The organism is uncultured Cellulomonas sp. (assembly GCF_963527515.1).
Lineage (GTDB): Bacteria > Actinomycetota > Actinomycetes > Actinomycetales > Cellulomonadaceae > Cellulomonas.
Genome location: NZ_CAURTV010000035.1, coordinates 20,086 through 33,920, shown reverse-complemented (window position 1 = coordinate 33,920; position 13,835 = coordinate 20,086). Strand labels below are relative to the sequence as shown.

12 protein-coding genes are annotated in these 13,835 nt (G+C 72.2%); 10 read left to right on the top strand and 2 right to left on the bottom strand.

Going from position 1 to position 13,835, the window contains the following annotated elements; all coding sequences use genetic code 11:
* The first annotated feature begins 56 nt into the window (after positions 1–56).
* From RYN42_RS10525 to RYN42_RS10500, 6 genes are all read left to right on the top strand, one after another.
* Positions 57–788, top strand: coding sequence for an ABC transporter permease (locus tag RYN42_RS10525; protein ID WP_315095868.1), 732 nt, complete (start codon positions 57–59; stop codon positions 786–788).
* Positions 789–1,027: 239 nt separating this feature from the next.
* Positions 1,028–2,023, top strand: a complete 996-nt coding sequence (locus tag RYN42_RS10520; protein WP_399552459.1) for an ABC transporter substrate-binding protein — start codon at positions 1,028–1,030, stop codon at positions 2,021–2,023.
* Positions 2,024–2,140: 117 nt separating this feature from the next.
* The gene (locus RYN42_RS10515) at positions 2,141–3,676 is read left to right on the top strand and encodes a sugar ABC transporter ATP-binding protein (protein ID WP_315095859.1); all 1,536 of its coding nucleotides are present in this window, start codon (positions 2,141–2,143) and stop codon (positions 3,674–3,676) included.
* The gene (locus RYN42_RS10510) at positions 3,673–4,710 is read left to right on the top strand and encodes an ABC transporter permease (RefSeq protein WP_315095857.1); all 1,038 of its coding nucleotides are present in this window, start codon (positions 3,673–3,675) and stop codon (positions 4,708–4,710) included. Before RYN42_RS10515 ends, RYN42_RS10510 begins: the two co-directional genes overlap by 4 nt.
* Positions 4,710–5,729, top strand: a complete 1,020-nt coding sequence (gene yjfF, locus RYN42_RS10505) for a galactofuranose ABC transporter, permease protein YjfF (protein WP_315095855.1) — start codon at positions 4,710–4,712, stop codon at positions 5,727–5,729. The genes RYN42_RS10510 and yjfF overlap by 1 nt, the downstream gene beginning before the upstream one ends.
* Before the next feature lie 150 nt (positions 5,730–5,879).
* On the top strand, positions 5,880–7,730 hold the full coding sequence (locus RYN42_RS10500) for a hypothetical protein (RefSeq protein WP_315095853.1): 1,851 nt from the start codon (positions 5,880–5,882) through the stop codon (positions 7,728–7,730).
* Between the two features lie 9 nt (positions 7,731–7,739).
* Here RYN42_RS10500 and RYN42_RS10495 read toward each other — a convergent pair whose 3' ends face one another.
* On the bottom strand, positions 7,740–8,447 hold the full coding sequence (locus RYN42_RS10495; RefSeq protein ID WP_315095851.1) for a TrkA family potassium uptake protein: 708 nt from the start codon (positions 8,445–8,447) through the stop codon (positions 7,740–7,742).
* Complete coding sequence (locus RYN42_RS10490; RefSeq protein WP_315095850.1) at positions 8,440–9,816, bottom strand: potassium transporter TrkG; 1,377 nt, start codon at positions 9,814–9,816, stop codon at positions 8,440–8,442. The genes RYN42_RS10495 and RYN42_RS10490 overlap by 8 nt, the downstream gene beginning before the upstream one ends.
* 131 nt (positions 9,817–9,947) lie before the next feature.
* Between RYN42_RS10490 and RYN42_RS10485 the strand changes: the two genes are divergently transcribed.
* The 4 genes from RYN42_RS10485 (at position 9,948) to RYN42_RS10470 (ending at position 13,798) form a co-directional block, all read left to right on the top strand.
* A complete protein-coding gene (locus RYN42_RS10485; protein ID WP_315095848.1) occupies positions 9,948–11,135 on the top strand; it encodes an acetoin utilization protein AcuC in 1,188 nt (395 codons plus the stop codon).
* A 130-nt stretch (positions 11,136–11,265) separates the two neighbouring features.
* Positions 11,266–11,505, top strand: coding sequence for a helix-turn-helix domain-containing protein (locus tag RYN42_RS10480; protein WP_315095846.1), 240 nt, complete (start codon positions 11,266–11,268; stop codon positions 11,503–11,505).
* A 161-nt stretch (positions 11,506–11,666) separates the two neighbouring features.
* The gene (locus RYN42_RS10475) at positions 11,667–11,765 is read left to right on the top strand and encodes a 30S ribosomal protein bS22 (RefSeq protein ID WP_003792170.1); all 99 of its coding nucleotides are present in this window, start codon (positions 11,667–11,669) and stop codon (positions 11,763–11,765) included.
* A 104-nt stretch (positions 11,766–11,869) separates the two neighbouring features.
* Positions 11,870–13,798: a beta-L-arabinofuranosidase domain-containing protein gene (locus RYN42_RS10470; RefSeq protein ID WP_315095843.1), complete on the top strand. Its 1,929-nt coding sequence runs from the start codon at positions 11,870–11,872 to the stop codon at positions 13,796–13,798.
* The last annotated feature ends 37 nt before the right edge of the window (positions 13,799–13,835 follow it).

The window sequence follows — 13,835 nt, the reverse complement described above, 5'->3', positions numbered from 1 at the left end:
GCCCCGCCGCGGCCGACCCCGCGCCCGTCGTGCCGCGCGAGCTGCGCGGCCGGGCGATCACCGCGCCCCTGACAGCCGCCACCGCGCGCCGGGTGCTCACCCAGCTGCGGCACGACAAGCGGACGATCGCGCTCGTCGTCCTGCTGCCGTGCGTGCTGATCGGCCTGATCGCCTGGATGTTCGACGGCACCCCGGTGCTCGACCGGTTCGGTCCGCTGCTCGTCGCGCTGTTCCCGATGGTGGTGATGTTCCTGGTCACCAGCGTCGCCACGCTGCGCGAGCGGACCTCGGGCACGCTCGAGCGGCTCATGACGCTGCCGATCGGCCGCGGGGACGTGGTCGTCGGCTACGCCCTCGCGTTCGCGGTGCTGGCGACGGTGCAGGCGCTCGTCGTCGTCGCGTTCGCCGTGTGGGTGTGCGGCATGGACGTCGCCGGACCGATCGGGCTCCTCGTGCTCGTCGCCGTGCTCGACGCCGTCCTTGGCTGCGCGCTCGGGCTCGGCGCGTCGGCCTTGGCGCGGACCGAGTTCCAGGCCGTGCAGCTCATGCCGCTCATCCTGTTCCCGCAGCTGATCACGTGCGGGCTCATGATGCCGCGCGACCAGATGCCGGACGTCCTCGAGTGGGTCTCGCGCGTGCTGCCGCTGACCTACGCGGTGGACGCGATGCAGCAGCTGGCTGCCGGCGGGTCGTGGGCGCAGGTGCGCGGTGACGTGGCGGTGATCGCGCTGTTCATCGTCGGCGCCCTGCTGGTCGGCGCCGCCACCCTGCGCCGTCGCACCCCCTGACCGACTGGTCGCACGGACCCCCGCGCGGACGGACCCGCCCGAAGCGTGACCGGAATGCAACCTTCGACACGGGTCCTCCCGCAGAATGTGAGCGCTAACATGCGAGCGAACCACCTGCTGGACCACGGTCCGGCAGGGCTCGTGCACCGGTGCCCCGGTGCACGACGCGGACCGACCGGCGTGGGTCGGGACCGCGAGCGAGTGCGTTTCTCGAGGAGGAGAAGCAGATGGTCAGCAAGATGTTCAGGACACGATCGATCGCCGCAGGCATCGCGGTGCTCGCACTCGGGCTCGCCGGCTGTGCCGGCAGCGACTCCGGGGACGAGGAGACCACCGGGAGCGGCGGGGACGGTGGCGGCGACCTGATCTCCGTCGGCTTCAGCCAGGTCGGTGCGGAGAGCGGCTGGCGTGCCGCCAACACCAAGTCGATCCAGGAGGCCCTCACCGAGGAGGCCGGCTTCAAGCTCAGCTTCTCGGACGCCCAGCAGAAGCAGGAGAACCAGATCCAGGCGATCCGGTCCTACATCGCGCAGGGCGTCGACTACATCGCGTTCTCCCCGGTGGTCGAGTCCGGCTGGGACAGCGTGCTCGAGGAGGCCAAGGACGCCGACATCCCGGTCATCCTCACCGACCGCGCGGTCGACTCCGAGGACACGTCGCTGTACGTGACGTTCATCGGCTCCGACTTCGTCGAGGAGGGCAAGCGCGTGGGCGACTGGGTGTCCGAGAACCTCGGCACCGAGCCCATCAACGTCGTCGAGCTGCAGGGCACCACGGGCTCCGCGCCCGCGATCGACCGCAAGACCGGCTTCGAGGACGCCATCGAGGGCAACGCCAACGTCTCGGTGATCGCCTCGGAGACCGGCAACTTCACGCGCGCCGAGGGCAAGACGGTCATGGAGGGCTTCCTGCAGGCCTACCCAGACATCGATGTCGTGTACGCGCACAACGACGACATGGGCCTGGGCGCCATCGAGGCGATCGAGGCGGCCGGCAAGGTGCCCGGTCAGGACATCAAGGTCGTCACGATCGACGGCGTGAAGGACGGCATGACCGCCCTGGCCGACGGCAAGATCAGCTACATCGTCGAGTGCAACCCGCTGCTCGGCCCGGACCTCGCGGACATCATCAAGACCCTCGAGGAGGGCGGCACCGTGGAGCCGCGCATCGTCACCAAGGACGAGGCGTTCGACCAGGAGGGCGCGAAGGCAGTCCTGGCCGACCGCCAGTACTGATCTCACGGGCGCCGGACCTGACCGGCCCGTCAGAAGCTGCCCGGGGGGACCTCCGCGTCCCCCCGGGCAGCACCGCCCTGCCGGTACCGTGAGACCGGCTCGGACGAAAGGTCGACGATGACCGACTCAGCTTCCTCCGCCCCGATCGTCACCATGTCGGGGATCTCCATCGCGTTCCCCGGCGTCAAGGCGCTGGACGGCGTCGACTTCCGGCTGTTCCCCGGCGAGGTGCACGCCCTCATGGGCGAGAACGGCGCCGGCAAGTCGACGCTCATCAAGGCGCTCACCGGCGTGTATACGGTCGACTCGGGGTCGATCGTCGTGGACGGTCAGCAGCGGACGTTCACCGGTCCCGCGCAGGCCCAGGCCGCCGGGATCAGCACCGTCTATCAAGAGGTCAACCTCTGCGACAACCTCTCCGTGGCCGAGAACATCATGCTGGGCCACGAGGTCCGCAGCGTCGGCGTCGTCGACTGGCGGCGCACCCGTGCAGCCGCCCGCGAGCACCTGCGGACCATGAACCTCGACATCGACCCCCGGTCGCAGCTGTCCTCGCACTCCCTCGCCGTGCAGCAGCTGGTCGCGATCTCGCGCGCGATGGTCGTCGACGCCCGCGTGCTCATCCTCGACGAGCCCACCAGCAGCCTCGACGCCGACGAGGTCGCCCGCCTGTTCGACGTCGTGCGCGCGCTGCGCGACCGCGGCGTCGCCATCCTGTTCGTCTCCCACTTCCTCGACCAGGTCTACGAGATCAGCGACCGCATGACGGTCCTGCGCAACGGGGCCCTGGTGGGGGAGTACCGCACGGCCGAGCTCGACCGCGTCGAGCTGGTGCAGAAGATGATCGGCCGCGCCCTGGAGGTCCTCGAGCAGCTCGAGGAGGCCCCGAAGCGGTCCGTCGCCGAGCGCGCCGACACCACCCCGTACCTGCAGGCGATCGGCCTGGGCCGCAAGGGGTCCATCGAGCCGTTCGACCTGGACGTCTACGCGGGGGAGGTCGTCGGGCTCGCCGGTCTGCTCGGCTCCGGACGCACCGAGCTGGCACGCCTGCTCTACGGCGCCGACCACGCCGACCAGGGCGAGATCCGGGTGGAGGGCACGCCGACGAAGATGCGCACCCCGCGCTCCGCCCTGGCGCGGTCCATCGTCTACTCCTCGGAGAGCCGCAAGACCGAGGGCATCGTCGGCGACCTCACCGTCCGCGAGAACATCGTGCTCGGCCTGCAGGCCGACCGCGGCTGGCTGCGGCGCATCTCGAAGCGCAAGTCCGACGAGGTCGTGGACCGCTACATCGAGGCGCTCGGCATCCGCCCCGCCAACCCCGACGCCATCGCCGGCAACCTGTCCGGCGGCAACCAGCAGAAGGTGCTGCTCGCCCGCTGGCTGGCCACCGCGCCGAAGCTGCTGCTGCTCGACGAGCCCACCCGCGGCATCGACGTCGGCGCCAAGGCCGAGATCCAGCGCCTCGTCGCGGACCTGGCCGCCCAGGGCATGGCGGTCGTGTTCATCTCCGCCGAGCTGGAGGAGGTGCTGCGCCTGTCGCACCGCATCGCGGTCCTGCGCGACCGCCGGCTCGTCGCCCAGATCACCAACTCCGACGACGTCACCACCGACGACGTCGTCCACCTCATCGCGAGCGGAGGCCAGTCATGAGCGCCGTCGGATCGATCGCGCGGCACCGGCTGTTCTGGCCGGTCGTGGCCCTCGGCGTGCTGCTGCTGGCGTGCGTGCTCAAGTCGAACAGCTTTCTGGACATCGCCGTGCGCGACGGCCACCTGTACGGCGGTCCGATCGACATCCTGCGCCGCTCCAGCGTCCTGCTGCTGGTCGCGCTCGGCATGACGCTGGTGATCGCCACGCGCGGCATCGACCTGTCCGTCGGGGCCGTCATGGCCATCGCCGGGGCGGTCGCGCTGTCGCAGATCGCGGCGTCGGACAACCCCGGGTCCCCGGGCGTCGTGATCGCGGCGCTGGGCGCGGCCCTGCTCGTCGCCCTGGTCATCGGGGTGTTCAACGGGTTCCTCGTGGCGGTGGTCGGGATCCAACCGATCATCGCGACCCTGGTGCTCATGACCGCGGGGCGCGGCATCGCGATGCTCATCACGGGCGGGCAGATCACCACCGTGACCAGCGCGCCGTACAAGACGATCGCCACGGGGTACTGGCTGGGCCTGCCGGTCGCCGCGCTCATCGCCGGGTTCTTCTTCCTGGTGACCGCGCTGGTCACCCGGCGCACCGCGCTCGGCGTGCTCATCGAGTCCGTCGGCATCAACCCGGTCGCGTCCCGCCTGGCCGGCGTACGCGCCCGCACCATCATCTGGACGGTCTACGTCCTGTGCGCGCTGTTCGCCTGCGTCGCGGGATTCATCCGCAGCTCGGACATCATGGCGGCCGACGCCAACAACGCCGGCCTGTTCATCGAGCTCGACGCCATCCTCGCGGTGGTCATCGGCGGCACCTCGCTGGCCGGCGGCAAGTTCTCGCTGGTCGGCACCCTGGTCGGCGTCCTGGTGATCACCACGCTGACGTTCTCCGTGACCATCCTCGGCATCCCCGCCAACGCGGTCTCCCTGTTCAAGGCGCTCGTCGTCATCCTCGTGTGCCTGCTCCAGTCGCCCGTCGTCCGGCACAAGATGCGAGCTCGCACACGAGCTGTCGCCCCTGCTCCCGTGGAGGTCCCGGCCTGATGGCGACCGACCAGCTCACCCGTCCCGCCGACGCACCGCCCTCGCTGGGGTCCCGCGTCCGCGGGCTCCGCATCGACGAGCGCTACCTGCCGGTCATCGGCACGGTGGTCGTCCTGATGGCCATGCTGGCCATCGGCGGGTCCCGGTACGAGAACTTCCTCACCGGCCGCGTCATGGCCAACGTGCTCATCAACAACTCGTTCCTGGTGGTCATCGCGGTCGGCATGACGTTCGTCATCCTCACCGGCGGCATCGACCTGTCCGTCGGCGCGGTCGTCGCCCTGTCGGGGTGCGTCGCCGCGTGGCTCTTCTCGCACGGCTACGGCGCCACGGTGGCCATCCCGCTGGTCATCCTCGTCGGCACCCTCATCGGCCTGGCCGTCGGGCTGATGGTCCACGTGTTCGAGATACAACCCTTCATCGCCACGCTCGCGGCCATGTTCCTGGCCCGGGGCCTGTGCTACATCGTGGCGCCGGAGTCGATCCCGATCACCGACCCGACCATCGTCTCGCTCGCCCGCACCCGGTGGGGCACCGAGGACGGCCTGGTCATCACGCCGAGCGGTGTCATCGCGCTGGCGGTCGTGGCGATCGCGTTCGTGGTCCTGCACTACACGCGGTTCGGCCGCACCGTGTACGCGATCGGCGGCAGCGAGCAGTCGGCGCGGCTCATGGGCCTGCCCGTGGCGCGCACCAAGGTGCTGGTCTACGTCATCAGCGGCACGTGCGCCGGGCTCGGTGGCCTGCTGTTCGCCATCTTCTCCCGGTCGGGCTACGCGCTGACCGGGGTGGGCATGGAGCTCGACGCGATCGCCGCGGTGGTCATCGGCGGCACCCTGCTCACCGGCGGCAGCGGCTTCGTGCTCGGGTCGGTGCTCGGCGTGCTGGTCCTCGGCCTGATCCAGACGATCATCACGTTCCAGGGCACGCTCAGCTCGTGGTGGACCAAGATCTTCATCGGCGCCCTGCTGCTGATCTTCGTGGTCCTGCAGCGCCTCCTGGTGATCCGCCGCCGCTGACGCACCCTGTGCCGGGCCACCGCCGGTCGCGGCGGGTCGGTGGCCGGGGGTGGGGAACCGGCGCACACTGCGGCGACGGGTGCCGACGCACCCGCCGGCGACGCCCGTGGCGTCGAGCCCGGGACCGGACCACGCAGGGGGACTCGTCCGATGCTCGCACGCTGGCTGCACCGACCCCGCCTCCGGTCCGCGACCGCGGCACTCGCGCTCGCGCTCGCCGGCCTGACCCTCGCTGCGGCGGTGCCGCCACCGGCGACGACCGCCGCCGACCCGGGCGCCGGCCTGCGGACCGCCCCCGGAGCAACGCTGATCGGCGCGCACGTGGACAAGGGCTCCTCGGCCGACGCGGAGTCCGCCGTGACCGCCTTCGAGGGTGCCCTCGACCGCCGGCTGTCGGTCGAGCGCTGGTACTCGCGCTGGGACGACGTGCAGCCCGCGGCGCCCGTCGTGACGGCCGTCGCGCGGGGACGCACGCCGCTGCTGTCCTTCTGGCCGCGACGCCTCGACGGGAGCACCGTCACCTGGGCCGCCATCGCGCGCGGCGACCAGGACCCGCAGATCCGCCGGCACGCCGAGGCGGTCCGGTCCCTCGGTGTTCCGACGTACGTGGCGTTCCACCAGGAGATGGACATCTCCCCGTCGTGGGGAACGCCTGAGCAGTTCCGCGCCGCCTGGCGCCGCTACGTGGAGGTCTTCCGCGCCCAGGGCGCGACGAACGCCGTGTTCACCTGGGTCGTCACCGTGGGGAGCTTCGGGCCGTACGTCTCGACGGCCGGCGCCGACGCGTACTACCCGGGCGACGACGTGGTGGACCGCGTGGGTCTGAACGCCTACAACTGGTTCGGCTGCTCGGCCCACAAGGTCACCGACTGGCGCTCGCTCGCGCGGGTCACGGCCGACTTCCGGGCGTGGGCGCAGGCGCGCGGGAAGACGCCGCTGCTGGCCGAGTTCGGCACCGTCGAGGACCCGGCGCAGCCGACGCGCAAGGCGCAGTGGCTGACCGACGCGTTCACCCTGTTCCGCGACTGGCCCGAGCTCGAGGCCGCCGTCTACTTCCAGGGCACCGGCACGTGCACGTGGACCCTGTCGACGTCGACGGCGGCCACCGCCGCGTTCGGCGCCGGCGCTCGGACGCCGGCCGCGGTCGGCCGTCCCACCGCGTGGCTCATCCCGTCCGTGCGGTCCGGCGGCGCTCCGCTCACGGTGTCGTTCGACCTGTCGCGCAGCACGGGCGCCGTGTCGGCCAACCGGACCGGGATCGTGTCCTGGGAGCTGGACCCCGGTGACGGCAGCGGCGTGCGCACGGGCACCGGCCAGCCGGGCAGGGTGAGCGTCACCTACCAGGCGGGCACCTACCAGCCGCGGCTGACGGTGCGCGACGCGTCGGGCGCCACCGCGGTCGACTCCCGCCCGGTCAAGGCGTCCGCGAGGCCCACCGTCACGGGCAGCGAGCGCGACGTCGCGAGCACGTCTGCGACCCTGCAGACGTGGGTCGGCACCGATGGTCTCCCGGGCGGCGTACGGATCGCGTGGGCGGCCGAGGGTGGTGTCGAGGCCGGCGCCGTCCAGCTCCCGGTCGTCGCGCAGACGGCCACGCAGAAGCTGGTGCACGCCGCGACGGGTCTGACCCCCGGCACCCGGTACACCTGGACGGCCACGGCGACCACAGCGTCCGGCACGACGGTGATGAGCCGCGTCCTGCACACGCCGGGCCCGCCCACGGTCCGCCCGGTGGCGCCGCAGTCGGTGACCCGGTCGGCCGCGGTGGTGGCTCTGCGTGTGCACCCGCACCAGCTGGCGACCACGGCCTGGGTCGACTGGGGACCCGGCCTCGCGACGCGCACGCCGGAGGTGGCGCTGGCGGCGACGACCTACGAGCGGAGTGCCACGGTGGAGCTGGGCGGGCTCGCGCCGGCGACGACCTACGGGTACCGCGTCACGGCGACCAACGCCCTGGGCACGGTGTACGGCCCGACCCAGACGCTGACCACACCCCCGTGAGCGGCCCGCTCAGGGGCGTGCCGCGAAGCGCTCCAGCAGGTCGGCGTGACCCGAGACGATGATCAGGTCGTTGCCCGACAGGCGCGTCTCGGGGGTCGCGTAGACGAAGTCGATGCCCGGGCTCTTCACGCCGATCACGGTCACGCCGTAGCGCTCGCGGACCTTCGACTGCGCGAGCGTGAACCCCTGCGTCTCCTTCGGCGGGCGCATCTTGACGATGGTGAACCCGTCCTCGACCTCGATGTAGTCGAGCAGCTTGCCGGACACCAGGTGCGCCACGCGCGCGCCGGCGTCGGCCTCGGGGAGCACCACGTGGTGCGCGCCGATCCGCTGCAGGATGCGCGCGTGCTCGGCGCTCACGGCCTTGGCCCAGATCTGCGGCACCCCGATGTCCACCAGGTTGCCGGTGATCAGCACGGACGCCTCGAGGTAGGACCCGACGCCGACGACGGCCACGGGGAACTCGCGCGCCCCCAGCTGTTCGAGGGCCTCGGGGTTGGCGGCGTCGGCCTCGACCAGGGCCACGCGCCCGGCCCACTGCGCGACCAGGTCCGGGTTGCGCTCGACGGCGAGCACGTCCTGGCCCAGCCGGTCGAGGGTCGCCGCGATGGCGGACCCGAACCGGCCGAGCCCGATGACGAGCACGCCCGAGTCCTTCTTGGGCGTGCGCGGTGCGTTCTGCGGCCCCTTGAGCGAGTCGCCGAATCTGTCAGCCAATGATCGGCCTCTCTTCTGGTAGCCGGATCACCCGACGACGGTTGCGCAGCGCGAGCGCGGCCGCAAGCGTCATCGTGCCGGTCCGGCCGATGAACATGAGCACGGTGAGCACGTACTTGGCGCCGTCGGGCAGCCCGGCGGTGATGCCGGTGGACAGCCCGCAGGTGGCGAACGCCGAGATGACCTCGAACAGGACCTTGTCCAGGGTGAGGCCGGTCATGGCCAGGAGCAGCAGCGAGGAGACGAGCACGAAGGTGGCGGAGACCAGCGAGACGGCGATGGCGACCTGCAGCGCCTCGCGCGGGATGCGTCGCCCGTAGGCCTCGACGTCCTTGTCGCCGCGTCCCTCGGCGATGATCGCGAGCAGCATGACGGCGAGCGTCGTCACCTTGATGCCGCCCGCGGTGGAGGCGGAACCGCCACCGACGAACATGAGCGCGTCCATGAGCAGCCAGGTGCCCTCGTGCATCTCGCCGACGTCCACCGTCGAGAATCCTCCGGAGCGGGGCATGACTCCCGCGAAGAGCGAGGCCAGGGCCGTGGCGCTGGGACCGAGCGGCTTGAACGTCCCCGGGTTGGTCCACTCGAAGGCGGCCACCAGGATCGACCCGGCCACGACCAGCGCGACGCTCGTGGTGATGGTCAGCTTGGAGTGCAGGCTCCACCGGCGCGGCTCGCGCAGGTGCCGGGCGACGTTGAGGATCACCGGGAAGCCGAGGGAGCCGATGAAGACGCCGACGGTGATGGGCATGAGCACCCACCAGTCGGACACGAACGGCTCGAGACCGTACGGGGTGGGCACGAAGCCGGCGCTGTTGAAGGCGGAGATCGCGTAGAAGACCGCGTGCCAGGCCGCCTCGCCCACGTCCTCGTCGAACATGAGGAACCGGGGGAACAGGGCCAGCGCGATGATCAGCTCGAGCGCGACGGACGTGATGATGACGGTCCGGATCAGGGATCCGACCTCACCGAGGCGGGTCTCCTTGGTCTCCGACGACACGAGCAGGCGCTGCGTCAGGCCGATGCGCCGGGAGACCGCCATGCCGAGCAGCGATGCCAGCGTCATCACGCCGAGCCCGCCGATCTGGATGGCGACGAGGATGACCACGAGGCCCCAGATCGACCAGTACTCCCCGGTCGGCACGACGACCAGGCCCGTGACGGTGCTCGCGGACGCCGCGGTGAACAGGGCGTCGACGAACGGCGCCTGCTGACCGCTGGCGGTCGCCCACGGGGCATAGAGGGCGACGGTGACCACGGCGATGACGAGCGCGAACACCCCGAGGGCGAGCCGGGCGGGGGACTGCCGCGCCGAGCGGTCGACGTACTCGCGCCACCGCCAGACCACGCCAGGGGCACCCCGCGCCATCACACCTCCCGCAACCGGCCCGGCGCTCGCCGGTCGGGGCAACTCTGGCACGCCGCAGGTGTGACGTACGACCCGACAGGCACGGGCCCGTCGGATCGACACGGGACCCAGCGGGTGCGACGGTGGGGCCCATGACGTCGTCGGCGCCCGTGCGAGTTGTCTGGTCGCGCGACATGCTCGCGTACGACTTCGGCCACGGGCACCCGATGACCGCGGAGCGCCTGGACCTGACCATCCGCCTCGCCGACTCCCTGGGCGTGCTGAGCGGGCCCGACGTCGACCTCGTGGGAGCCGAGATGGCCTCCGACGAGCTGCTGGCGACCGTGCACGACCCGGCGTACGTGGCGGCGGTGCACCGCGCGGCCACCGACGGCACGCCGAGCCCGGAGCACGGGCTGGGCACGGACGACGACCCGGTGTTCCCGGACATGCACGAGGCGTCGGCGCGGGTGGTGCAGGGGTCGGTCGACTCGGCGCTCGCGGTGTGGGAGGGGCGCGCGGAGCACGCCGTGAACGTCACCGGCGGGCTGCACCACGCGATGCCGGCCGCGGCCTCGGGCTTCTGCGTGTACAACGACGCGGCCGTCGCCATCCGCGCGCTGCTCGCGGCCGGTGCCGAGCGGGTGGCCTACGTCGACATCGACGCGCACCACGGCGACGGGGTGCAGGCCATCTTCTGGGACGACCCGCGGGTGCTCACCATCTCCTTGCACGAGACCGGCCACGCCCTGTTCCCGGGCACCGGCCACGCGCGCGAGACGGGCGGGCTGGGCGCGGAGGGCACCGCGGTGAACGTCGCGCTGCCGTCGGGCACCGGCGACGCCGGCTGGCTGCGGGCGATCGACGCGGTGGTGCCCGCCGCGGTGCGCGAGTTCGCCCCCGACGTGCTGGTCACGCAGCACGGCTGCGACACCCACCTGCAGGACCCCCTCACGCACCTGCGGGTCAGCCTGGACGGCCAGCGGGTGGCGGCGGTCCTGCTGCACGACCTGGCGCACGAGGTGGCCGACGGTCGCTGGGTGGCCCTTGGTGGCGGCGGGTACGCGGTCGTCGACGTGGTCCCGCGCTCGTGGACGCACCTGCTGGGCATCGCGACGCACCACCCCGTGGACCCGGACACCGTGGTCCCCGACGACTGGCGCTCGCTGGTCCGCGACCGGTACGGGCGGCTGGGCCCGGACCGGATGACCGACGGTCGCGACGCCCGGTTCCGGCCCTGGTCTGCCGGCTACGACCCCGGCGACGACGTCGACCGCGCCATCCGCGCCACCCGCCAGGCCGCCTTCCCGCTCCTCGGGCTCGACGCCGAGCACGACTGACCGCTGGGCCGGACGGGGGACGCCCCAGGTGTCCCCCCTTTCCCACCCGTCCCACGCGCCACTAGGCTGACCCGGCACCCGCAGGGTGGGTGCGCGGGCCCGCCGCGCGCCGGGCGGAACGGGTGACCACATGAGCGACCAGCGCGACCAGCCGGCCCGCACGCGATTCCTCACCGTCCTCGAGGTCGCCGAGGTCATGCGCGTCTCGAAGATGACGGTCTACCGCCTGCTGCACTCCGGTGAGCTGCCCGGCGTCCGGGTGGGCCGCTCGTTCCGCGTCCCGCAGGACGCGCTCGACCACTACCTGGCCACCTCGCCGGCCGTCGAGGCCCGCGAGCAGGCCCACGGTGAGGAACGCAGAACGTCCTGAAGAGTCCGGGCGTCGTCGGGGACGCTCCGGATCGCGTAAGGTAGAGCCTCGGACTTTGTTCGTGCGTGGGCGACTCGATTGCACTCGATCTCTCTCTCGCGTCGATCGACCACCAGAACGGCCCGTCTGCCGGGCCTCCATCGGAAGCGAAGTGAGGACCCATGGGCTCCGTCATCAAGAAGCGCCGCAAGCGGATGGCCAAGAAGAAGCACCGCAAGCTGCTGCGCAAGACGCGCCACCAGCGTCGCAACAAGAAGTGAGCCCCGGCGGCCGTGAGGTCGCCTGCTCCGACGAACGGGCCCGGCATCTGCCGGGCCCGTCGTATGTCCGACGACGACGTTCTACAACGATGTAGACTTCTGCGGTGAGCCACGCCACCACCCCTGCGATCGACGGTCCCGCCGTCCCGCGAGCCGCGATCGTGCGTCACCGCCCGCTGCCCTTCGACGCGGTCCGTCTGGACCCGGGCTCGTTCCTGGGCCGGTGGCAGTCCCTCAACCGGGACGCCACGATCCCGCACGTGCTCGCGCAGCTGGAGGCGTCTGGCACCATCGACAACTTCCGCCGGCTGGTGGGGCGGTCGGATGCACCGGCTCACCGTGGCTTCAACTTCGTCGACTCCGACGTGTACAAGACGCTCGAGGCCCTCGCGTGGGAGGCCGGCCGGGTGCCGGACGACCAGCCGTGGGAGGGCGTCACCCAGGAGCTGATCGAGCTGCTGGCTGCGGTGCAGCGCGACGACGGGTACCTGCACACGCTGTACGCGGGCGACGAGGTCTTCGCGGACCTGCGCTGGGGCCACGAGCTCTACGTGCTCGGTCACCTGGTGCAGGGCGCGGTCGCTCGCGCGCGGACCACCGGGCGCACCGACCTGCTCGACGTGGCCCGCCGGTTCGCCGACCTCGCGGTCGCCAGGTTCGGGGAGGGTGGCGAGGACGGCTACTGCGGGCACCCGGAGGTGGAGACCGCCCTGGTGGAGCTCTACCGGCTCACCGGCGAGCAGTCCTACCTCGACCTCGCCCGGCGTCAGGTCGACCTGCGCGGGTCGGGGGTGCTCGGGTCCGGACCGTTCCCGCCCGCCTACCACCAGGACCACGCCCCCGTGCGCGAGGTGACCGAGGTGACCGGGCACGCGGTCCGGCAGGCGTACCTGGCCGCGGGCGTCGCCGACGTCGTGGCGGAGACCGGCGACCCCGAGCTGCTCGCCGCGCTGCTGCGCCTGTGGGACTCGGCGCAGGGCACCAGCACGTACGTGACGGGCGGCACCGGCTCGCGGCACAAGGACGAGGCGTTCGGTGACCCCTTCGAGCTGCCCCCGGACCGCGCCTACGCCGAGACGTGTGCCGCCATCGCGACGTTCCAGTGGGCCTGGCGGATGCTGCTGCTCACGGGCGAGGGTCGGTTCGCCGACGAGATGGAGCGCACGCTCTACAACGCGATCCCGGCGTCCACGTCGGTGGCCGGCACGGGGTTCCTGTACGCCAACCCGCTGCAGGTGCGGACGGGCCGGGACGGGAGCAGCGAGTTCGCCCCCTCCGAGCGGCTGCCCTGGTTCGCCTGCGCCTGCTGCCCGCCCAACCTGGCCCGGCTGGTCGCGTCCCTGCAGGACTACGTCGCGACGCGCGACGAGTCCGGCGTGCAGCTGCACCTCTACGCGGACGCCGACGTGTCGCTCGGGCCGGTGCGCCTGACGGTCCGCACGGAGTACCCCTGGGACGGCCGGGTGGTGCTCGACGCCGGTCCCGACGGGCTGCACGAGGACCTCTCCCTGCGCATCCCCGCGTGGGCGGACGTCGGCGCGGTCCGGCTGGTCGTCGACGGACGCGTGCAGGAGGTCCTGGTCGAGGACGGCTACGTCCGCGTGGCGGGTCCCGTGCACCGCGTCGAGCTCGAGCTGCCCATGCCGGTGGTCGCGGTCGCCGCACACCCCCGCGTGGACGCCGTGCGCGGCTGCGTGGCGCTGCGCCGCGGTCCGGTCGTCTACTGCGTCGAGCAGGCGGGGCTGCCCCCGGGCGTGGTGCTCGAGGACGTCGCGCTCGTGCCGGGCAGCCCGTTGTCGGCGGCGCCCCCCGTGGCCGGCGTCGACGCGCTCGTGTCGGTCGAGGCGGTCGCGGTCCACCGGCCGGCGTCGGCGGTGCCGCTCTATCGGCCGTCGGCGGCGGGCATCGTCGCGACGCCTGCCCCCGAACCCGTCGCGCAGCGGCTCACGCTCCGTGCCGTGCCCTACCACCGGTGGGGCAGCCGCGGACCGGGAGCGATGCGGGTGTGGCTCCCCGTGGCGGAACGACCGTGACGGCGCCGGTTCTGCCACCCTGGCCCTCGACGACGGA